Origin of the sequence: Comamonas odontotermitis, from assembly GCF_040396735.1 — a bacterium.
Lineage (GTDB): Bacteria > Pseudomonadota > Gammaproteobacteria > Burkholderiales > Burkholderiaceae_C > Comamonas > Comamonas odontotermitis_C.
The window spans coordinates 99,575-119,218 of record NZ_JBEBNZ010000002.1; the positions used below are offsets into that span (position 1 = coordinate 99,575).

Genomic DNA, 19,644 nt, shown 5'->3' on the forward strand with positions numbered 1-19,644 from the left:
CTCTACCCCAAACCCAATCAAGCCAGGCGCTGCCAGCTATTATTTTTATCAAACACCCAACAAGGTGTTGAGCAGCGGCATCTTGGCCTCCAGCTCATCAGCCCCAAACTGCTCAACGATCTGGCCGTGTTCCATGACATAAAGGCGGTCTGCCAGAGGAGCAGCAAAACGGAAGTTCTGCTCCACCATCACCACCGTATAGCCCTTGGCGCGCAAGCTGACGATCATGCGGGCCAACGCCTGCACGATCACGGGCGCAAGCCCTTCGGAGATTTCATCGAGCAGCAGCAGCTTGGCGCCTGTGCGCAAAATCCGCCCCACGGCCAGCATCTGCTGCTCGCCACCCGACAGCCGGGTGCCCTGGCTGTGCTTGCGCTCGGCCAGGTTGGGGAACATTTCGTAGATTTCGGCGACCGACATGCCTGGCGTCCCCATCTTCAGATCGGGCGGCAACATCAGGTTTTCCTCACAGGACAGGCTGGCGAAAATACCGCGCTCTTCCGGGCAGTAGCCCAGCCCCAGGTGGGCGATCTTGTGGGTTGGCATGCCGATGGTTTCGACGCCATTGACCTTGATCGAGCCCTTGCGAGACCCTGTCAGGCCCATGATGGCGCGCATGGTGGATGTGCGACCCGCTCCATTGCGCCCCAGCAATGTGACCACTTCGCCCGGCATCACGCGCATGTTCACGCCATGCAGCACGTGCGACTCCCCATACCAAGCCTGCAGGTCGGAGATTTCCAGGGCAGGCGTCATATTCTTGTCGTTCATCTCAGTGCGCTCCCTGCAGCTGGCCGTCCGTCGTGCCCATGTACGCTTCCATCACCTGCGGGTTCTGGGACACCGTCTGGTAATCGCCTTCGGCCAGAATCGCGCCGCGCTGCAGGACGGTGATGCGGTCCGCAATGGTGGAGATCACCTTCATGTTGTGTTCCACCATCAAAATGGTACGGCCTGCCGACACCTTCTTGATCAGTTGCGTCACCCGGTCCACGTCCTCATGGCCCATACCCTGCGTTGGCTCGTCGAGCAGCATCAGCTCAGGCTCCATGGCCAGCGTCGTCGCAATCTCCAGCGCCCGCTTCTGGCCATAGGGCAGGTTCAGGGTCACCTCATTGGCCATGTGGGCCAGGCCCACTTCATCGAGCAACTCGACGGCGCGGCCGTTGAGGCTGTCGAGCGTGCGCTCGCTGCTCCAGAAATGAAAAGAGGTTCCCAACTGGCGCTGCAGTGCGATACGCACGTTTTCCACCAAGGTCAGGTGCGGAAAGACTGCCGAGATCTGGAACGAGCGAATCACCCCGCGCCGTGCAATCTGCGCTGGCTCTTCCTTGGTGATATCGACGCCATTGAAATGAATGACGCCCTTGGTCGGGGTCAGAAACTTGGTCAGCAGGTTGAAGCAGGTGGTCTTGCCCGCGCCATTGGGCCCGATCAACGCGTGGATGGATCCCCGCTGAACGGACAAGTTCACGTTGCTGACCGCTGTAAATCCACGGAACTCCTTGGTGAGATCCTGGGTTTGAAGAATGACATCACTCATTGGCACTGCACCACTTCGCTTAAAAAAGTTCGGCGCATCCTTGCACGTAAAGGACACGCCGCTTCGACAATGCCCATGTTAGGAAAAACTATCAAGAAGTCATAGTGGGGAAAGCCTGTAAGTACGCATGCGTAAGCGTTTTCCCGTGGGCGCGAGCTGCTCATATTTTTATAGTCATCGGGATGACATGCAAGATGCCCGCCAGACCTGCACCCTCAATGACTGTGATGCCCTCAATGACGATGAGATTGCTATGAATTAGGAAGCAGAAAACACAAACAGCCAGTGTGGTACTGGCTGTTTTGATTGAAAAATGAAAATGCTACTGCAGGCTGTGTTTTGCAGCTTCGGGCAGCAGCAAGGGAACGACGTCGATTCCGTCGTCCGCCAACGATCGCCGCTCGTCTGCAGTTGCCGTGCCGCGAATGGCACGGCCCTCCACTTCACCTTCATGCATCTGGCGTGCAAGCCCTGCAAAACGCGAGCCCACGTCTTCGGTGTTCTCCACGATGTGGCGAGAAACCGCGAGCCATGCCTGCTGCATGGCTTGAAGATCGGCAACCGGCGCGGCCGCATCGCCTGCCGCTCCCTGGCGAACCTCTTGGGTGGGCTTGACGCGAGCGGATACTGCGTTGGATTTGCGTGCCAGGCGCGGAGCGTTCAGACCCTTGACGATCTCGGCAGAGCCGCACATCGGGCAACTGAGCCAGCCATCCTGCTGTTGCTGCGCAAACTCTGCATCGGAAGCAAACCAGCCTTCGAACACGTGGTTCAAAGGGCAGCGCAGATTGAGAACCTTCATGCGCTAGTCCGCCGAACGGCTTTTGCGAGTCAGGTATTGGTAGACGAATCCTGGAAAGGCAAAAGTCAGAAATAGCGTGGCAGTAATGGCGTAAAACTCCCAGCCCTGGGAGCTGCGCTGCCCGGCCTTGCCTTCCAGCAGCAAGGCCAATGCCCCTGTCAGCACATACAGCACCACCAGCTCGACCAGCCGTATCCACAGGGCTTTGCCGCCCACACTGCCTCGGGGGCCGACGGCGAAAAGGCGCTGGTTGAGAAAAGGAATGTTGGCTGCGACAAAGCCCGCCACTATCACGAGCCAGATGGATGCAGTGATAGACATGCGGGCTTTCTTGCAGAAGGACTACAGCTTAGCTTGCCAATGCACGCAGCACGGCATCGGAGCACAGCTTCATCAGGCCGCCGGGCACAATGCCCAGGATGAGCACCAAGGCACCATTGACGACCAGCACGGCACGCACATCCAGCGGGGCCGAGACCTTGGCGGCCGTGATGGGCTTGTCAAAGTACATGACCTTGACCACGCGCAGGTAGTAGAACGCACCGATCAGGGACATGATCACGGCAAAAACGGCCAGCGCAATGTACAGACCGCTGCCCGATGCCACCAGCGCTTGCAGCACAGCCAGCTTGGAGTAGAAGCCCACCAGCGGAGGAATACCCGCCATCGAGAACAGGCAGATGGCCATCACACCGGCATACAACGGGCTGCGCTGATTCAGGCCTGCAAAATCGGCAATCTCTTCGCTCTCGAAACCTTCGCGGGCCAGCAGCAGCACCACGCCGAAGGTGGCCAGCGTCGTCAGCACATAGGTCACCACGTAGAACATGGCGGCACTGTATGCGTTGCCAGCGGTAGCCGCCTCTACATTGCCATTGACCACACCGGACATCAGGCCCAGCAGCACAAAACCCATTTGCGAGATGGTCGAATACGCCAGCATGCGCTTGATATTGGTTTGCGCAATGGCGGCGAGGTTACCCACCAGCAACGACATGATGGCCAGCACCGCCAGCATCTGCTGCCAATCAATGGCCAGCGGCAGCAGGCCGTCCACCAGCAGGCGGATCACGATTGCAAAAGCTGCCAGCTTGGGGGCACCGCCAACGATGATGGTGACAGCCGTTGGCGCGCCCTGGTACACGTCAGGAACCCACATGTGGAATGGAACCACACCCAGCTTGAAGGCCAGGCCAGCCACCACGAACACCAGACCGAAGACCAGCACTTGGTGGCGGATTAGGCCGGAGTTCACAGCCTTGAAGACCTCGCCGATGTCGAGCGAACCGGTCGCACCATAGATCATGGACAGGCCGTACAGCAGGAAGCCCGAAGCCATGGCACCCAACACAAAGTACTTCATGCCGGCTTCAACAGCTTTTTCGTTTTCACGGCGCAGGCATACCAGCGCGTAGCTCGACAAGGTGAGCAATTCCAGGCCCAGGTAGATGATCAGGAAATTGTTGCCCGAGATCATCACGTTCATGCCCAGCAAGGCCAGCAGGGACAGCGAGAAGTACTCGCCACCACGCAGCATTTCGCGATCACGCGCATAGCCGCGGCCATAGACCAGGGTCACCGCCATGGCGATGGCTGCAAAGCACTTGAGCCAGTTGCCCATGGAGTCGGAAACCACCATGTTGCCAAAGGCGTAGAAGGTATTGCCCGCACTGGCATACATGCCTGTGATCACGGCCACCACCACCAGGGTCAGCAGCGACAGGATGTAGGTCACGGTACGACCACGGCTCTTGACGCCGAGGTCCACCAGGGTGATGACGCAGCCCATCACCAACAGCACGATTTCAGGATAGATAGCCAGCCAGCTGATGTTATCAATCATCTCAAGTCTCTCAATTCTGTCCGGGCATCACAGCTTGGACGTGGCGACATGCTTGAGCAGGTCAGCAACCGACGCACCCATCACATCCGTGAATGGCGCAGGATAGATACCCATGTACAGCACTGCGGCTGCCAACACGGCCAGGATAAAGAATTCGCGGCCGCCGATATCCTGCAGCTCACGGACATTGTCATTGGTCACTGGGCCAAAGTACACGCGCTTGTACATCCAGAGGGTGTAGGCCGCGCCCAGGATCAGGGCAGTTGCAGACAGCACGCCGATCCAGAAGTTGAACTTGGTGGCACCCAGGATTACCATCCATTCACCGATGAAACCAGCGGTGCCCGGCAGGCCGCAGTTGGCCATTGCAAACAGCAGCGCGAAGGCAGCAAACTTGGGCATGGTGTTGACCACGCCGCCATAGGCCGCAATTTCGCGGGAGTGCACGCGGTCATACAGCACGCCGATACACAGGAACATGGCGCCTGAGACGAAGCCGTGGGCAATCATCTGCACAATGCCGCCCATTACACCGATATCGTTGAAGATGAAGAAACCCAGGGTCACAAAACCCATGTGAGCCACCGACGAGTACGCCACCAGCTTCTTCATGTCCTTCTGCACGATGGCCACCAGGCCCACGTAGATCACGGCAATCAGCGACAGCGCGATGATGAGCCAGGCCCACTTGTGGGCAGCGTCAGGCGCAATCGGCATCGAGAAACGCAGGAAGCCATAGGCGCCCAGCTTCAGCATGATGGCAGCCAGCACGGCAGAACCACCGGTAGGCGCTTCCACGTGCACATCCGGCAGCCAGGTGTGCACCGGGAACATCGGAACCTTCACCGCGAAGGCAGCGAAGAAGGCAAAGAAGATCAGCGTCTGCTCCGTCATCGACAACGGCAACTGGTGCCAGGCCAGAATTTCGAAGCTGCCTGCCTTGGTGTACAGGTACAGGATCGCGATCAGGGTCAGGAGCGAGCCCATCAGCGTGTACAGGAAGAACTTGAAAGCCGCGTAGATGCGGTTGGGTCCGCCCCAGATACCGATGATCAGGTACATCGGGATCAGCGTCGCTTCGAAGAACACGTAGAACAGCAGACCGTCCAGTGCCGAGAAAACGCCGATCATCAGACCCGACAGAATCAGGAATGCGCCCATGTACTGGTTGACGCGCTCGGTAATGTTCTCCCAGGACGCCAGCACCACGATCACCGTAATGAAGGCCGTCAGCGGAACAAACCAGAAGGAGATGCCGTCAACGCCCAGGTAGTAATTGATTCCAAAACGTGGAATCCAGGAAGCCTTTTCGACGAACTGCATGGCCGAAGTACCAAGCTGGAAGCCTGTGTACAGCGGTATCGTGACCAGCAAGCCAGCCAGCGCGCCGATCAAGGCGATCCAGCGCACCATCTTGGCTTGTTCTTGCTTGCCGAAAGCCAGCACCACCGCGCCAAAGACGATGGGGGTCCAAATTGCAAGACTCAACAATCCCATTTTTCTTCTTCCTTACTTGTTGAGCAGCACAAAGTACGTCATGGCCAGGAAGATGCCCAGAATCATGACCAGTGCGTAGTGATACACATAACCCGTCTGCAGCCAGCGCACCAGTGCAGCGATACGGCCAACCACCTTCCAGGAGCCATTGACGATCAGACCGTCGATGAGACCCTGGTCGCCAACCTTCCAGAACACATTGCCGAATACGCGTGCGCCACGGGCAAAGACGTTCTCATAGACCCAATCCACGCCGTACTTGCCTTCCAGCACCTGGTACAGGCCGATCTTCTGCGAAGCGCGCTTGATGGCTGCAGGAATCTCGGGCTTGACCATGTAGAAGATGAAGGACACCACGACACCTGCCAGGGCCAACCAGAAAGGCGCAGCGGTGAAGCCATGCAATGCCATCGGCACCCAGCCGTGAATCTTCTCTGCCAGTTCCGCCATGGCACCATGCTTGGAGCCATCGACATAGATCACGCCCTTGAAGAAATCGCCAAACAGCATGGGCATCAGCGCGATGGCGCCAATCACCACCGAAGGAATGGCCAGCAGTACCAGAGGCAAGGTCACAACCCATGGCGACTCATGCGGCTTGGCATCGTGGCCATGGCCGTGATGGTCGTCATGACCATGGTGGTCATCATGGTGCGCATCGGGGTTCTGGTCGTAGCGCTCCTTGCCGTGGAACACGATGAAATACAGGCGGAACGAGTAGAACGCGGTGATGAACACACCGGCCAGCACGGCAAAGTTGGCAAAGCCGGCAGCAGGCAGGTTCGAAGCATGCACCGCCTCGATGATCGCATCCTTCGAGTAGAAGCCCGAGAAGAATGGCGTACCGATCAGCGCCAGATTGCCCAGCAGGAAGGTGATCCAGGTGATGGGCATGTACTTGCGCACGCCACCCATCCAGCGGATGTCCTGGTTGTGGTGCATGCCCATGATCACGGAACCAGCTCCGAGGAACAGCAGCGCCTTGAAGAATGCGTGGGTCATCAGGTGGAACACCGACACCGAATAGGCCGACACACCCAGTGCAATGGTCATGTAGCCCAGTTGCGACAGTGTGGAATATGCAATCACGCGCTTGATGTCGTTCTGGATGATGCCCAGAATACCCATGAACAGCGCAGTGATCGAACCAATCACCAGGATGAAGTTGAGCGCAGCGTCCGACAGCTCATACAGCGGCGACATGCGCGAAACCATGAAGATACCGGCGGTCACCATGGTAGCCGCGTGGATCAGTGCCGAGATGGGGGTTGGACCTTCCATCGAATCAGGCAGCCAGGCGTGCAGCGGAAACTGTGCCGATTTGCCCATGGCGCCAATGAACAGGCAGATGCAGATCACGGTCATCAGCGACCAGGTGGTACCCGGCAGAGTGATGGCACCCAGCTCATTGGTCTTGGCGAAGATTTCGGTGTAATTGAGCGTGCCGGTGTAGGCAGCGATCAGACCAATGCCCAGAATGAAGCCGAAGTCACCAACGCGGTTGACCACGAAAGCCTTCATGTTGGCGAAGATGGCGGTTTCCTTCTTGAAGTAGAAACCGATCAACAGGTACGACACCAGACCCACCGCTTCCCAGCCGAAGAACAGCTGCAGCAGGTTATTGCTCATCACCAGCATCAGCATCGAGAAGGTGAACAGCGAGATGTACGAGAAGAAACGGTCATAGCCGTCGTCTTCCGCCATGTAGCCGATGGTGTAGATGTGCACCATCAGCGACACGAAGGTCACCACGCACATCATCATTGCCGTGATGGAATCGATCATGAAGCCGATTTCCATCTTCAGCGAACCCACCGTCATCCAGGTGTAGAGCGTCTGGTTGAAGGTGGCACCTTCGAACACAACGCTCTGGAACGTCATCGCAGAGATGACGAAAGCAATCAGCACACCCAGGATGGTGAGCGAGCGGCTACCGACACGGCCAATACGGTTGCCACCAAATGCGGTACCGAATATGCCTGCCAGCAAAGATCCTGCGAGCGGAGCCAATGGCACCGCCAACAGTGTTGAAGCAGAAAGGGTTTGACTCATTCTTCTTAACCTTGCAAGTATTGGTGCCTCAACCCTTCAGGGCATTGAGATCTTCCGCATCAATGGTGGATTTGTTACGGAACAGCAGCACCAAGATAGCCAAGCCAATAGCCGACTCCGCAGCGGCAACCGTCAAAATAAAGAACACGAAGATCTGTCCGTGCATGTCACCCAGGTAATGGGAGAAGGCAACGAAGTTCATGTTCACCGCGAGCAGCATCAGCTCGATGGCCATCAGCAGCACAATCAGGTTCTTGCGGTTCAGAAAGATTCCGACCACAGACAGGGCAAACAGCATTGCCCCGAGAGTCAAAAAGTGACCAAGTGTCAGTGTCATGCCTTCTTCTCCTCGGTTGCGGCAGCTTCTTGCACCACAGGGGCAGCAGGCTTCACCGTTTCCACCTTCACCAGCTTCAGACGGTCTTCGGCACGCACGCGCACCTGCAGCGAAGCATCGATCGCCTTGGAATCCTTGCGATGGCGCAGTGTCAGCGCAATCGCAGCAATCATGGCAACCAGCAGGATCACAGCGGCGATCTGCACGGGGAACAGGTACTCGGTGTACAGCAGCGTGCCCAGCGCCTTGACGTTGCTGTAGGGAATGACCTTGCCGGCAGCATCCACCACCGTTGGAATCACCTTGGGCTCATCCACCATGCTGAAGCCGCCGATGAGCACGACGCCCATTTCGAAGGCAACAATCGCAAAAATCACAGCGGCGAGTGGAAAGTTCTTCCAGAAGCTCTTGCGCAGCTGGTCGATGCGGATATCCAGCATCATCACCACGAAGAGGAACAGCACCATCACGGCGCCCAGGTACACCATCACCAGAACGATGGCCAGGAACTCAGCCTTGAGCAGCAGCCAGATACCGGCAGCCTGTGAAAACGCCAACATCAGGTGCAGCACAGCGTGCACCGGATTTGGGGCAGTAACGACCCGGAATGCCGCGTATAGCAGCACCACCGAGAACAGATAGAAAAAACCAGTTGTGACGTCCATGTGGGGCTCTTTTCAATCAGTCTCCAAGCGCCGCCTTAACGGTACTTTGCGTCCGCAGCCTTGGCTGCAGCAATTTCAGGTTCGTAACGGTCGCCCACGGCCAGCAGCATTTCCTTGGTGAAGTACAAGTCGCCGCGCTTTTCACCGTGGTATTCCAGAATCTGGGTCTCCACGATCGAGTCAACGGGGCAGCTTTCTTCACAGAAGCCACAGAAAATGCACTTGGTCAGGTCGATGTCATAACGGGTGGTGCGGCGCGAGCCGTCATCACGCACATCCGACTCGATGGTGATCGCCATGGCAGGGCAGACGGCTTCGCACAGCTTGCAGGCAATGCAACGCTCTTCACCGTTTTCATAGCGGCGAAGCGCATGCAGGCCACGAAAACGTGGAGAAAGCGGCGTCTTTTCCTCGGGGAACTGAACGGTGATCTTGCGCGCGAAGGCGTAGCGACCGGTCAGGGCCATGCCCTTCATCAATTCCCAGAGCATGAAGCTCTTGAAAAAGTCCTTCACCGAGAAAGTGCGGGGAGAAACTGCAGTAGTCATGTTGTGTGCCTCCGCTTACTTCCAGATGTTCCAGGGCGACAGCAGCCAGCCGCCGACAAAGACCAGGTACACCAGGGTCACGGGGATGAAGATCTTCCAGCCCAGACGCATGATCTGGTCATAGCGGAAACGCGGGAAAGTCGCACGGATCCAGATGAACATCGACACCACCAGGAAAGTCTTGGCAGCCAGCCAGATCCAACCGGGGATGAACGACAGGAATTCGAAAGGTGGCAGCCAGCCGCCCAGGAACATGATCACGGCCAGGATGGACACCAGCCACATGCTGGCGTATTCGGCCAGGAAGAACACGGCAAAGCCCATGCCCGAGTATTCAACCATGTGGCCGGCCACGATTTCGGCTTCGCCTTCCACCACGTCGAACGGGTGACGGTTGGTTTCGGCCACGCCCGAGATCAGGTAGACGATGAACATCGGCAGCAGAGGCAGCCAGTTCCATGACAGGATGCTTGCGCCAGCCGAAGCCATCATGCCCTTGCCCTGCGCAAGCACGATTTCGGTCAGGTTCATGCTGCCCGTGACCATGATGACCACCAGGAAGCAGAAGCCCATGGCGATTTCATAGGACACCATCTGGGCCGATGCACGCAGCGCGCCCAGGAAGGCATACTTGGAGTTCGATGCCCAGCCAGCGATGATCACGCCATAGACCTCGATCGAGGTGATTGCCATCACCAGCAGCAGGCCGACATTGACGTTGGCCAATGCCACATCAGGTCCAAAAGGAATCACCACCCAGGCTGCCAACGCAGGCATGATGGCCATGATGGGGCCCAGACGGTACAAGCCGGAACTTGCAGCCGTCGGCGTGATGATTTCCTTGGTCGCCAGCTTCAAGCCATCGGCCAGAGGCTGCAGCAAACCGAAAGGGCCCACACGGTTGGGACCGTAGCGCACCTGCATGAAGCCCAGCAGCTTGCGCTCCCACAGCGTCAGATAGGCCACCGCGCCCATCAGGGGCAGCACGATGCACAGAATCTTGATCAGGTTCCAGATCACCGGCCAGACCAGCGTTGACCACCAGTTCGCTGCGATCAGTGTCAGACCGCCGTTGTAAATCGCGTCAATCATGGTGCCACCACCTCCGAGGATTGGCGGGCATCCGCAGTCATTTGCAGCGCAGGCGCACGACGCACGATTCCATCCAACTGGTAAATGCTTGCGACAACCGGCTCCTGGGTTGCAGGGGCCGACACCGCCATATTCGTCTTGGTGCTGTTGGACAGCAGCTCAGCAGGAACCTGGTCCTGCGAGCGCGTGGCCACGGCCAGCACATCCTGGGACGACTCGAAGTCCATGCCTGCTGCACCGAGCAGATTGCCCATGACGCGCAGCACCTTCCAGGCTGGTCGTGCATCACCCAGCGGCTTGACGACGGCATGGAAACCCTGCACGCGGCCTTCGGCGTTCACGAACGAGCCCGATGTCTCGGTGAATGGCGCAATCGGCAGCAGCACATCGGCGATGTCCATGTTGGCCTTGAACGGGCTCAGGCTCACCACCATCTCGCAGCCCTGCAGACCATTGCTGCCAGCGGCTGAATCGAACGCGGGTTCCGTGTTCAGCAAAATGGCTGCCTTGATGCCGCCAGCCAGCATCTGGCCTGCATGGAGACCCTGCCCTTGCGGCACGGCGCCCACCCATTGCGCACCCACCGTATTGGCCGCTTCCGTGAGGAAGCCGACGGTTGCACCCGTCTGGGTACCAATCCAGTTGGCGATCGCCAGCAGGGTGCTGGCTTGCGCATGGTGCGCTACTGCATTGCCCAACAGGATGGCCTTCTGCTCACCGCTTTGCAGTGCACGAGCGATCTCGATGGCTTCAGGCGTGACCGTACCTGCATTGTTCGGCGCCTCAACGCCCTTTGACTGGGCGATGGCGGCTGCGACCGAAGACAGCGCGTAAGCCCACTGCGCAGCAGGAGCCAGCAACTGGTGAGCCACAGGCATGGCCAGATCGAAGGCCTTGGCATTGATCGTGGCGACCACCGCTCCCTTGCGGGCAGCCTGGCGAATACGCTGTGCGAACAGCGGATGTTCCTTGCGCACGTTCGAGCCCACCACCAAGGCGGTGTTCAGATCCGACAGCGAAGCAATGGAACGGCCCAGCCAGCGAACGCCGTCGTCCTTGGCAAATTCGGCATTGCGCAGGCGGTAGTCGATATTGCGGCTACCGAGGCTGCGCACCAGCTCGCCTGCCAGGAACAATTCTTCCAGCGTGCTGTGCGGGCTGACCAGCGCACCCAGTGCCTCGGCACCATGATCGCGCTGCACACCCTTGATGCCATTGGCCACATATTCCAGGGCGACCTGCCAGCTGACTTCCGACCATTGACCACCTTGCTTGATCATGGGCTTGGTCAGGCGCTCTTCGCCGTTGAGTGCTTCGTAGGAGAAGCGGTCACGGTCAGCGATCCAGCATTCGTTGACGGCATCGTTCTCGAAAGGCACGACACGCATCACCTTGTTGTTCTTGACCTGAACGATCAGGTTCGCACCCGTGGAGTCATGGGGCGAGACAGACTTGCGGCGGGACAGTTCCCAGGTACGGGCGCTGTAGCGGAAAGGCTTGCTCGTCAGTGCGCCAACGGGGCAGATGTCGATCATGTTGCCCGAAAGCTCGGAGTCGACCGTGTCGCCCACCACCGTGGTGATCTCGGAGTGCTCACCGCGGTTGACCATGCCCAGCTCCATCACGCCGGACACTTCCTGTCCAAAGCGCACGCAGCGGGTGCAGTGGATGCAGCGGCTCATCTCTTCCATGGAAATGAGCGGGCCCACGTTCTTGTGGAACACCACGCGCTTTTCTTCCTGGTAGCGCGAGCTGCTGCCGCCGTAACCTACGGCCAGATCCTGCAGCTGGCACTCGCCACCCTGGTCGCAGATCGGGCAATCCAGCGGGTGGTTGATGAGCAGGAACTCCATCACCGATTGCTGGGCCTTCACCGCCTTGTCCGAGGTGGTGCGCACAATCATGCCTTGCGTCACTGGCGTGGCACACGCAGGCATGGCTTTGGGAGCCTTTTCCACGTCCACCAGGCACATGCGGCAGTTTGCCGCGATCGACAGTTTCTTGTGGTAGCAGAAGTGAGGGATGTACTTGCCCGCAGCGTCAGCCGCGTGCATGACCATGCTGCCTTCCGCGACCTCGACCTTCTGACCGTCTATTTCAATTTCAACCATATGCTCACTCGCGATCAGGAAGAAGCAGCGGTCTGCTTTTCAGCAGCGTTGATCTTTGCTTCGAATTCATGGCGGAAATGCTTGATCATTGCGCGCACCGGCATGGCAGCCGCGTCGCCCAATGCACAGATCGTGCGCCCCATGATGTTGCCGGCCACAGAGTCCAGCATGTCCAAATCTTCCTTGCGGCCATGGCCATGCTGGATACGATCCACCATGCGCCACAGCCAGCCCGTGCCTTCGCGGCAAGGCGTGCATTGGCCGCAGGATTCGTGCTGGTAGAAGTACGACAGACGCAGCAGGCTCTCGACCATGTCGCGCGAGTCGTCCATCACGATGACGGCACCCGAGCCCAGCATGGATCCGGCCTTGGAGATGGAGTCGTAGTCCATCGTGCATTCCATCATGATGTTCGCCGGCAGCACTGGCGCGGAAGATCCACCAGGAATCACTGCCTTCAGCTGGCGGCCCGTACGCACACCACCGGCCAGCTCCAACAGCTTGGAGAATGGCGTTCCCAGCGGAACCTCGTAGTTGCCTGGCTTGTTCACATCACCGCTGACCGAGAAGATCTTGGTGCCGCCGTTGTTCGGCTTGCCGCACTCCAGATAGGCCTGACCACCGTTTCGGATAATCCATGGCACCGCAGCAAAGGTCTCGGTGTTGTTGATGGTGGTGGGCTTGCCGTAGAGGCCAAAGCTCGCAGGAAAAGGCGGCTTGAAGCGAGGTTGCCCCTTCTTGCCTTCAAGCGACTCGAGCAGAGCCGTTTCCTCGCCGCAGATGTAGGCGCCAAAACCATGGTGTGCGTGCAGCTGGAAGCTGAAACTGCTGCCCATGATGTTGTCACCCAGGTAGCCGGCCGCACGGGCTTCTTCCAGAGCAGCTTCGAAGCGATCGTAGACCTGGAAGATTTCGCCGTGGATGTAGTTGTAGCCCAGCGAAATACCCATCGCGTACGCGGCAATGATCATGCCTTCGATCACGATGTGCGGGTTGTACATCAGGATGTCGCGGTCCTTGCAGGTGCCCGGCTCGCCCTCGTCCGAATTGCATACCAGATGCTTTTGGCCGGGGAAGTTGCGGGGCATGAAGCTCCACTTCAGACCGGTAGGGAAACCTGCGCCACCACGGCCACGCAGTCCCGACTCCTTCATGGTCGCGATCACCTGGTCTTGGGTCAGGCCCTCGCCACCGTCCTTGCCCAACAGTTTGCGCAGGGCCTCATAGCCACCACGCGCCTCGTAGTCCTTGATTGACCAGTTGGTGCCGTTCAGACCCGCATAGATCTGCGGATCGATATGGCGGTCATGGAAGCAGGTTTCGACGCCAGTTGCCTGGAACTGCTTGAGAATTTGAGCGGATGTAGTCACTTGGTGTCCTCCGCTGCGCGCAATCCATCCACCAGCTGGTCCAGTTTCTCGTCATCCATGAAGCTGCACATATGGCGGTCATTGACCAACAGCACCGGCGCGTCCGCACAGGCACCCAGGCACTCGGACTGTTCGACGGTGAACACGCCATCGGCGGTGGTATCACCCATCTTGATGCCCAGCTTGTCTTCGAGGTGCTTGAGCGCCTCACGGCCACGGCGCAGCTGGCATGGCAGGTTGGTGCATACGCTCAGCTTGTATTTGCCAACCGGATGCTGGTTGTACATGTTGTAGAAGGTGGTCACTTCATGCACGGCAATTTCCGGCATCTCCAGGAATTCGGCAATGACTGCCTCGCTCTCCTGGCTGACCCAGCCCTCTTCCTGCTGCACGATCGACAGACAGGCCATCACGGCCGACTGCTTCTGCTCTGCCGGATACTTGGCAACTTCGCGTGCAAAACGTGCTTTTGTTGCTTCGGTAATCATCGGTCAACATCTCCAAACACGATGTCCAGGGTGCTCAGCACCATCACGGCGTCAGCCAGCATGTGGCCGCGGCTCAGCTCATCAAGAGCGGCCAGATGCACGAATCCCGGTGGACGAATCTTCATGCGATAGGGCTTGTTGGCACCATCGCTCACCAAATAGATGCCGAATTCACCCTTGGGGTGCTCCACAGCCGCGTAGGCCTCGCCCTCGGGCACCTTGAAGCCTTCGGTGAACAGCTTGAAGTGGTGAATCAGCTCTTCCATGTTGCTCTTCATCGCTTCGCGATCCGGAGGAGCAACCTTGTGGTTGTCGGTGATCACCGGACCGGGATTGGCGCGCAGCCAATCCACACACTGCTTGACAATGCGGTTGGACTGGCGCATTTCCGCCACGCGAACCAGGTAACGGTCATAGCAGTCGCCCGTCGTGCCCACTGGCACATCGAACTCCATGCGGTCGTAGACCTCGTAGGGCTGCTTCTTGCGCATGTCCCACGCCACACCGGAGCCGCGCAGCATCGGGCCGGTCAGGCCCAGGTTCAGCGCGCGCTCGGCGTCAACCACGCCGATACCAACATTGCGCTGCTTCCAGATGCGGTTGTCGGTCAGCAGGGTTTCGTATTCATCGCAGCACTTGGGGAAGCGCGCCGTGAAATCATCGATGAAGTCCAGCAGCGAGCCCTTGCGGTTGCTGTTCATCAGCTCCAGCGACTTGGCATTGCGCACCTTGCTGGCCTTGTACTGCGGCATGCTGTCAGGCAGATCGCGATACACACCACCGGGGCGGAAGTAAGCAGCATGCATGCGGGCGCCAGAGACAGCCTCATACATGTCCATCAGGTCTTCGCGTTCACGGAAGGTGTAGATCAGGATGGTGGAGCTGCCGCCGTCATTGCCCGAAGAGCCCAGCCACATCAGGTGATTCATGATGCGGGTGATTTCGGAGAACATCACACGGATGTACTGCGCACGGATAGGCACTTCCAGGCCCATCAGCTTTTCGATGGCCAGGCAGTAGGCGTGCTCGTTGCTCATCATCGAGCAATAGTCCAGGCGGTCCATGTAAGGCAGCGACTGGATGAATGTCTTGCTCTCGGCCAGCTTTTCGGTGGCGCGGTGCAGCAGACCGATGTGCGGGTCAGCGCGTTGCACCACTTCACCATCGAGCTCCAGCACAAGACGCAGCACCCCGTGTGCTGCAGGGTGCTGAGGACCGAAGTTGAGTGTGTAGTTTTTGATTTCAGCCATGTTTTTTCATCGTGAGGACCGAAGGCCTCAGTGCAGGCCTCCGTAATGCTCTTCACGAATAATGCGGGGCGTGATCTCGCGCGGCTCGATCGAGACAGGCTCGTAGATCACCCGGCCCTGCTCCGCGTCGTAACGCATTTCGACATGGCCGGACAGCGGGAAATCCTTGCGGAAGGGATGGCCAATGAAACCATAGTCCGTCAGAATGCGTCGCAGGTCGGAGTGGCCTTCAAACACGATGCCGAACAGGTCGAAGGCTTCGCGCTCAAACCAGTTGGCAGAACCCCACAGCTCGCTCAGTGTGTCGACGACTGGAAAATCATCGTCCTGGCAGAACACGCGCACGCGCACACGCTGGTTCAGGCTCACCGACAGCAGGTGGCACACCACCGCATAGCGCGGGCCATCGGTACCGACATCCTTGTATGCGGAGTAATCCAGGCCACACAGGTCCATCAGCACTTCAAACTTGCATTCAGGCGCATCACGCAGCAGTTGCATTGCAGCCAGATAGTCCTGGGCAGCGACTTCCACAGTCACTTCATCCAGCGCCAAGGTTACGGAACGCGCCTTGTCGCCCAGCACACGGGCGATGTTTTGTTGCAGCACAGTCGGCTGTATCAGTTCAACACTCATTCCGACTCCTAGGCGCGCGCAATGGTATGGGTGCGGCGAATCTTCTGCTGCAGCTGGATGATGCCGTAGATCAGCGCCTCGGCAGTGGGAGGGCAGCCTGGAACGTACACATCCACCGGAACAATACGGTCACAGCCCCGCACCACCGAATAGCTGTAGTGGTAGTAGCCACCACCATTGGCGCAAGAGCCCATCGAGATCACCCAGCGCGGCTCCGCCATCTGGTCGTACACCTTGCGCATGGCCGGAGCCATCTTGTTGCACAGCGTGCCAGCCACAATCATCAAGTCCGCCTGACGTGGGCTCGCGCGGAACACTTCGGCACCAAAGCGGCCGATGTCATAACGCGCTGCAGCTGCGTGCATCATTTCGACAGCGCAGCATGCCAAACCAAACGTCATGGGCCAGATGGACCCCGTCTTGGCCCAGTTCACCACCGAGTCGTAGCTCGTGGTGACAAAGCCCTTTTCCAACACACCTTCAATCATCGTGCACCTTTGTGATTTCCGGTTATTCCCAGGTCAGCGCGCCCTTTTTCCATTCATAGGCGAAACCCACCACCAGAATGGCCAAGAACACGAGAACCGCGATAAAACCAGGCATTCCCACTTCATGCAGCGATACTGCCCAGGGGAAGAGGAAAGCAATTTCCAAGTCGAAGAGAATGAACAGAATGGCGACGAGATAGTAACGCACGTCAAATTTCATGCGTGCGTCTTCAAACGCCTCAAAGCCGCATTCGTAAGGGGAATTTTTCGCCGCATTCGGGCGATTGGGACCAAGGATGTATCCCGCCACCAGAGGACCTACACCGACAAGAATGCCCACCAGAATGAACAGGAGGACTGGGAGGTATTGATCGAGATTCATCTGAGTACTCACCGCAGGAGCCAACCTGGGTAAGCACAAGATGCGACCCAGGCAGGCCTTTTTTTGTGTTGGTGCCGTCGGCGAGACTCGAACTCGCACAGCTTTCGCCACTACCCCCTCAAGATAGCGTGTCTACCAATTTCACCACGACGGCTGTTTTTGACTGGTCTGGCAGGTGCAATTGCTTTTGCAACAATTTACTTCCCAGACAGACCAAGATTCTACTCTGTAAAAACCCTGATATCGGGGATTCTTTCCAAAATAGTTGACTTATTTCACTGCGGGTTGCGCTGGCTCGGCAGGCGTTGCAGCGGCAGGAACATCTGCTGCTGCAGGCGCGGGCACAGCAGCATCACCGCCAGCGGCTGGGGCAGCAGGCGTTGCCGGTGCAGGCACCGAAGAGCTTGCAGGAGGCACTGCGGCATCAACAGCCGGTGCATTGGACTGCGGAATGGTTGCAGCAGGACCTTCCAGCACGCTACCAGCGGATGTGGGACGGGCATTGCCAAAATAGGCCAGTGCCAGCGTGGCTGCAAAGAACACCGCAGCCAGTACTGCCGTACTGCGCGAGAGGAAATTGGCGCTGCCGGAAGCACCGAACAGGCTGCCCGCACCGCCGCCGCTACCAAAAGCCGCGCCCGCATCTGCACCCTTGCCATGCTGAACCAGCACCAGGCCAATCATGCCCAGTGCAGCCAACATCTGAATTGCCAACAAAATCGTTACCATCATCTACCCTCTTTATCAAAATCGATAGCTGCCTGCGCCCATGTATCAAGCGGCAGCGGCAATAATCTTCAGAAAATCTGGCGCCTTCAGCGCCGCACCACCAATCAAGCCACCATTGATGTCCGGCTGCGCCAGCAGTTGCTCGGCGTTGCCCGCATTCATGCTGCCACCATACAGCAGCGGCACCTTGGCCGCTTGCGTGCTGGCCGCAGCCAACTGCGCGCGCAATACAGCATGGACAGCCTGCGCCTGCTCGGGCGTGGCCGTCTTGCCGGTGCCAATGGCCCAGACAGGCTCATAAGCAACCACGATTTCCGTCGTGCAGGCGCCAATGGCATGGATCACCGCCGCCAGTTGGCGCTTGACCACAGCCTCCGTCTCACCTGCATCGCGCTGCGCCAGGGTCTCCCCCACACACACAATCGGTGTAATGCCTGCATTCAGCGCCTTCTGCGCCTTGGCAGCCACCACGGCATCGGTCTCGCCATGGTACTGGCGCCGCTCGCTGTGCCCCACCAGGGCATAGCGCACGCCAAACTCGCGCAACATGGCAGCAGACACTTCACCAGTGTAGGCACCACTGTCGTGCGCAGATACGTCCTGGGCACCCAGGTGCACCGTAGAGCCCTGCAGCAAGCCTTGCACCTGGGGGACATAGACGGCAGGCACAGCCACCGCCACATCGCACGCAGCCTGCCCCAGTCCTTGCAGAATTTCTTGCAGCAAGGATTGGTTGGCAGCCAGGCTGCCATTCATCTTCCAATTGCCTGCAATCAGTTTTTTCATTGCTCGCTCCAGCTCAGCATGATCTTGCCGATATGTTGGTTGGATTCCATCAGCGCATGGGCTTCGGCCGCACGCGCCGCAGGGAACCGGCTATGAATGATGGGACGCACCTTGCCTGCAGCCAGCAAAGGCCACACTTTGGCTAACAAGGCCTTTGTGATCGCAGCCTTGAAAGCCACAGGACGGGGACGCAGGGTGGAACCGGTGATCTGCAGGCGGCGGCGCAACACCAGGCCGGCATTGAACTCCGCCTTGACGCCACCTTGCACGGCAATGATGACCAGTCGGCCGTCTTCCGCCAGCGCCTCAACCTCACGAGCCACATAATCGCCAGCAACCATGTCCAGGATCACATCCACGCCTTTGCCTGCGGTGATGCGCTGGACTTCTGCGACAAAATCCTGCGTCCGGTAGTTGATGGCAAGGTCAGCCCCGAGGTCGCGGCAGGCCTGGCACTTTTCGTCCGAGCCCGCCGTCACAATCACTTGCGCACCAAAAGCCTTGGCCAGCTGGATTGCCGTCACACCAATGCCGCTGCTGCCCCCCTGGATCAACAAGGTCTCACCCGCCTGCAGCGCACCGCGGTCAAACACATTGCTCCAGACCGTGAAAAAGGTCTCAGGCAGGGCTGCAGCCTCCAGGTCCGACAGACCCGCAGGCACCGGCAGGCACTGCGCAACAGGCGCCACGCAGTACTCTGCATAACCACCACCGGCAACCAGCGCGCAGACACGGTCGCCCAGCTTCAACCCCTGCGCAGCCATGGCAGCAGCATCACCGGCAACGATGACACCGGCAACCTCCAGCCCCGGCAGATCGGACGTGCCCGGAGGCGGTGCGTAGTGGCCCTTGCGCTGAAGCACATCCGGGCGATTGACACCGCTGGCAGCCACATGAATGCACAGCTCGCCCTGCCCCGCTTGCGGCATGGGGCGCTCGCCCAGCTTCAAGACGCCTGGCTCGCCAAAGCCATTCATCTCGACAGCACGCATTTTGTCCATGGCGCTTCCTTGGTACATCACATC

The 19,644-nt window shown here is 58.7% G+C and carries 21 protein-coding genes and 1 tRNA gene; all 22 read right to left on the reverse strand.

What is annotated here, in order from left to right; all coding sequences use genetic code 11:
• Positions 1-48: 48 nt before the first annotated feature.
• Positions 49-756: an ABC transporter ATP-binding protein gene (locus ACH2DG_RS02880; RefSeq protein WP_395024405.1), complete on the reverse strand. Its 708-nt coding sequence runs from the start codon at positions 754-756 to the stop codon at positions 49-51.
• Between the two features lie 16 nt (positions 757-772).
• Positions 773-1,543 (reverse strand): ABC transporter ATP-binding protein, encoded by a 771-nt coding sequence (locus ACH2DG_RS02885; protein ID WP_395024211.1) that lies wholly within the window; start codon positions 1,541-1,543, stop codon positions 773-775.
• A 322-nt stretch (positions 1,544-1,865) separates the two neighbouring features.
• Positions 1,866-2,345, reverse strand: coding sequence for a DUF1178 family protein (locus ACH2DG_RS02890; RefSeq protein WP_395024212.1), 480 nt, complete (start codon positions 2,343-2,345; stop codon positions 1,866-1,868).
• Positions 2,346-2,348: 3 nt separating this feature from the next.
• On the reverse strand, positions 2,349-2,666 hold the full coding sequence (locus ACH2DG_RS02895; protein WP_395024213.1) for a DUF2818 family protein: 318 nt from the start codon (positions 2,664-2,666) through the stop codon (positions 2,349-2,351).
• Between the two features lie 28 nt (positions 2,667-2,694).
• Positions 2,695-4,188, reverse strand: coding sequence for an NADH-quinone oxidoreductase subunit NuoN (nuoN, locus tag ACH2DG_RS02900; RefSeq protein WP_395024214.1), 1,494 nt, complete (start codon positions 4,186-4,188; stop codon positions 2,695-2,697).
• 27 nt (positions 4,189-4,215) lie between these two features.
• Complete coding sequence (locus ACH2DG_RS02905; RefSeq protein ID WP_224151812.1) at positions 4,216-5,685, reverse strand: NADH-quinone oxidoreductase subunit M; 1,470 nt, start codon at positions 5,683-5,685, stop codon at positions 4,216-4,218.
• 12 nt (positions 5,686-5,697) lie between these two features.
• The gene (gene nuoL, locus ACH2DG_RS02910; protein WP_395024215.1) at positions 5,698-7,737 is read right to left on the reverse strand and encodes an NADH-quinone oxidoreductase subunit L; all 2,040 of its coding nucleotides are present in this window, start codon (positions 7,735-7,737) and stop codon (positions 5,698-5,700) included.
• Between the two features lie 28 nt (positions 7,738-7,765).
• Positions 7,766-8,074 carry an NADH-quinone oxidoreductase subunit NuoK gene (nuoK, locus tag ACH2DG_RS02915; protein ID WP_184705829.1) on the reverse strand — a complete coding sequence of 103 codons (309 nt, stop codon included), beginning with the start codon at positions 8,072-8,074 and terminating at the stop codon, positions 7,766-7,768.
• Positions 8,071-8,739: an NADH-quinone oxidoreductase subunit J gene (locus tag ACH2DG_RS02920; RefSeq protein WP_184705831.1), complete on the reverse strand. Its 669-nt coding sequence runs from the start codon at positions 8,737-8,739 to the stop codon at positions 8,071-8,073. The genes nuoK and ACH2DG_RS02920 overlap by 4 nt, the downstream gene beginning before the upstream one ends.
• A gap of 35 nt (positions 8,740-8,774) precedes the next feature.
• Positions 8,775-9,287 (reverse strand): NADH-quinone oxidoreductase subunit NuoI, encoded by a 513-nt coding sequence (gene nuoI / locus ACH2DG_RS02925; RefSeq protein WP_184705833.1) that lies wholly within the window; start codon positions 9,285-9,287, stop codon positions 8,775-8,777.
• Positions 9,288-9,302: 15 nt separating this feature from the next.
• Positions 9,303-10,379 (reverse strand): NADH-quinone oxidoreductase subunit NuoH, encoded by a 1,077-nt coding sequence (gene nuoH / locus ACH2DG_RS02930; RefSeq protein ID WP_395024216.1) that lies wholly within the window; start codon positions 10,377-10,379, stop codon positions 9,303-9,305.
• A complete protein-coding gene (nuoG, locus tag ACH2DG_RS02935; RefSeq protein ID WP_395024217.1) occupies positions 10,376-12,490 on the reverse strand; it encodes an NADH-quinone oxidoreductase subunit NuoG in 2,115 nt (704 codons plus the stop codon). The genes nuoH and nuoG overlap by 4 nt, the downstream gene beginning before the upstream one ends.
• 14 nt (positions 12,491-12,504) lie before the next feature.
• Positions 12,505-13,860 (reverse strand): NADH-quinone oxidoreductase subunit NuoF, encoded by a 1,356-nt coding sequence (gene nuoF / locus ACH2DG_RS02940; protein ID WP_224151807.1) that lies wholly within the window; start codon positions 13,858-13,860, stop codon positions 12,505-12,507.
• On the reverse strand, positions 13,857-14,348 hold the full coding sequence (nuoE, locus tag ACH2DG_RS02945) for an NADH-quinone oxidoreductase subunit NuoE (protein ID WP_224151806.1): 492 nt from the start codon (positions 14,346-14,348) through the stop codon (positions 13,857-13,859). The genes nuoF and nuoE overlap by 4 nt, the downstream gene beginning before the upstream one ends.
• Positions 14,345-15,598 carry an NADH-quinone oxidoreductase subunit D gene (locus tag ACH2DG_RS02950; RefSeq protein ID WP_395024218.1) on the reverse strand — a complete coding sequence of 418 codons (1,254 nt, stop codon included), beginning with the start codon at positions 15,596-15,598 and terminating at the stop codon, positions 14,345-14,347. The genes nuoE and ACH2DG_RS02950 overlap by 4 nt, the downstream gene beginning before the upstream one ends.
• Before the next feature lie 27 nt (positions 15,599-15,625).
• Positions 15,626-16,234 (reverse strand): NADH-quinone oxidoreductase subunit C, encoded by a 609-nt coding sequence (locus ACH2DG_RS02955; RefSeq protein WP_395024219.1) that lies wholly within the window; start codon positions 16,232-16,234, stop codon positions 15,626-15,628.
• Positions 16,235-16,242: 8 nt separating this feature from the next.
• Complete coding sequence (locus ACH2DG_RS02960; RefSeq protein ID WP_021028558.1) at positions 16,243-16,722, reverse strand: NADH-quinone oxidoreductase subunit B family protein; 480 nt, start codon at positions 16,720-16,722, stop codon at positions 16,243-16,245.
• Positions 16,723-16,744: 22 nt separating this feature from the next.
• Entirely contained in the window at positions 16,745-17,104 is a 360-nt protein-coding gene (locus tag ACH2DG_RS02965) for an NADH-quinone oxidoreductase subunit A (RefSeq protein ID WP_184705847.1), read from the reverse strand.
• Positions 17,105-17,173: 69 nt separating this feature from the next.
• Positions 17,174-17,258 (reverse strand) — tRNA-Leu (locus ACH2DG_RS02970).
• Positions 17,259-17,374: 116 nt separating this feature from the next.
• The gene (gene secG / locus ACH2DG_RS02975; RefSeq protein ID WP_395024220.1) at positions 17,375-17,836 is read right to left on the reverse strand and encodes a preprotein translocase subunit SecG; all 462 of its coding nucleotides are present in this window, start codon (positions 17,834-17,836) and stop codon (positions 17,375-17,377) included.
• Between the two features lie 42 nt (positions 17,837-17,878).
• Positions 17,879-18,619: a triose-phosphate isomerase gene (gene tpiA, locus ACH2DG_RS02980; RefSeq protein WP_395024221.1), complete on the reverse strand. Its 741-nt coding sequence runs from the start codon at positions 18,617-18,619 to the stop codon at positions 17,879-17,881.
• Positions 18,616-19,611, reverse strand: coding sequence for an NAD(P)H-quinone oxidoreductase (locus ACH2DG_RS02985; protein ID WP_395024406.1), 996 nt, complete (start codon positions 19,609-19,611; stop codon positions 18,616-18,618). Before ACH2DG_RS02985 ends, tpiA begins: the two co-directional genes overlap by 4 nt.
• Positions 19,612-19,644 lie beyond the last annotated feature (33 nt).

What these genes read in the sequence shown, in the direction of transcription:
- ACH2DG_RS02880 (WP_395024405.1), bottom strand. Translation starts at nt 756, where the DNA reads ATGACGCCTGCCCTGGAAATCTCCGACCTGCAGGCTTGGTATGGGGAG.
- ACH2DG_RS02885 (WP_395024211.1), bottom strand. Translation starts at nt 1,543, where the DNA reads ATGAGTGATGTCATTCTTCAAACCCAGGATCTCACCAAGGAGTTCCGT.
- ACH2DG_RS02890 (WP_395024212.1), bottom strand. Translation starts at nt 2,345, where the DNA reads ATGAAGGTTCTCAATCTGCGCTGCCCTTTGAACCACGTGTTCGAAGGC.
- ACH2DG_RS02895 (WP_395024213.1), bottom strand. Translation starts at nt 2,666, where the DNA reads ATGTCTATCACTGCATCCATCTGGCTCGTGATAGTGGCGGGCTTTGTC.
- nuoN (WP_395024214.1), bottom strand. Translation starts at nt 4,188, where the DNA reads ATGATTGATAACATCAGCTGGCTGGCTATCTATCCTGAAATCGTGCTG.
- ACH2DG_RS02905 (WP_224151812.1), bottom strand. Translation starts at nt 5,685, where the DNA reads ATGGGATTGTTGAGTCTTGCAATTTGGACCCCCATCGTCTTTGGCGCG.
- nuoL (WP_395024215.1), bottom strand. Translation starts at nt 7,737, where the DNA reads ATGAGTCAAACCCTTTCTGCTTCAACACTGTTGGCGGTGCCATTGGCT.
- nuoK (WP_184705829.1), bottom strand. Translation starts at nt 8,074, where the DNA reads ATGACACTGACACTTGGTCACTTTTTGACTCTCGGGGCAATGCTGTTT.
- ACH2DG_RS02920 (WP_184705831.1), bottom strand. Translation starts at nt 8,739, where the DNA reads ATGGACGTCACAACTGGTTTTTTCTATCTGTTCTCGGTGGTGCTGCTA.
- nuoI (WP_184705833.1), bottom strand. Translation starts at nt 9,287, where the DNA reads ATGACTACTGCAGTTTCTCCCCGCACTTTCTCGGTGAAGGACTTTTTC.
- nuoH (WP_395024216.1), bottom strand. Translation starts at nt 10,379, where the DNA reads ATGATTGACGCGATTTACAACGGCGGTCTGACACTGATCGCAGCGAAC.
- nuoG (WP_395024217.1), bottom strand. Translation starts at nt 12,490, where the DNA reads ATGGTTGAAATTGAAATAGACGGTCAGAAGGTCGAGGTCGCGGAAGGC.
- nuoE (WP_224151806.1), bottom strand. Translation starts at nt 14,348, where the DNA reads ATGATTACCGAAGCAACAAAAGCACGTTTTGCACGCGAAGTTGCCAAG.
- ACH2DG_RS02950 (WP_395024218.1), bottom strand. Translation starts at nt 15,598, where the DNA reads ATGGCTGAAATCAAAAACTACACACTCAACTTCGGTCCTCAGCACCCT.
- ACH2DG_RS02955 (WP_395024219.1), bottom strand. Translation starts at nt 16,234, where the DNA reads ATGAGTGTTGAACTGATACAGCCGACTGTGCTGCAACAAAACATCGCC.
- ACH2DG_RS02960 (WP_021028558.1), bottom strand. Translation starts at nt 16,722, where the DNA reads ATGATTGAAGGTGTGTTGGAAAAGGGCTTTGTCACCACGAGCTACGAC.
- ACH2DG_RS02965 (WP_184705847.1), bottom strand. Translation starts at nt 17,104, where the DNA reads ATGAATCTCGATCAATACCTCCCAGTCCTCCTGTTCATTCTGGTGGGC.
- secG (WP_395024220.1), bottom strand. Translation starts at nt 17,836, where the DNA reads ATGATGGTAACGATTTTGTTGGCAATTCAGATGTTGGCTGCACTGGGC.
- tpiA (WP_395024221.1), bottom strand. Translation starts at nt 18,619, where the DNA reads ATGAAAAAACTGATTGCAGGCAATTGGAAGATGAATGGCAGCCTGGCT.
- ACH2DG_RS02985 (WP_395024406.1), bottom strand. Translation starts at nt 19,611, where the DNA reads ATGCGTGCTGTCGAGATGAATGGCTTTGGCGAGCCAGGCGTCTTGAAG.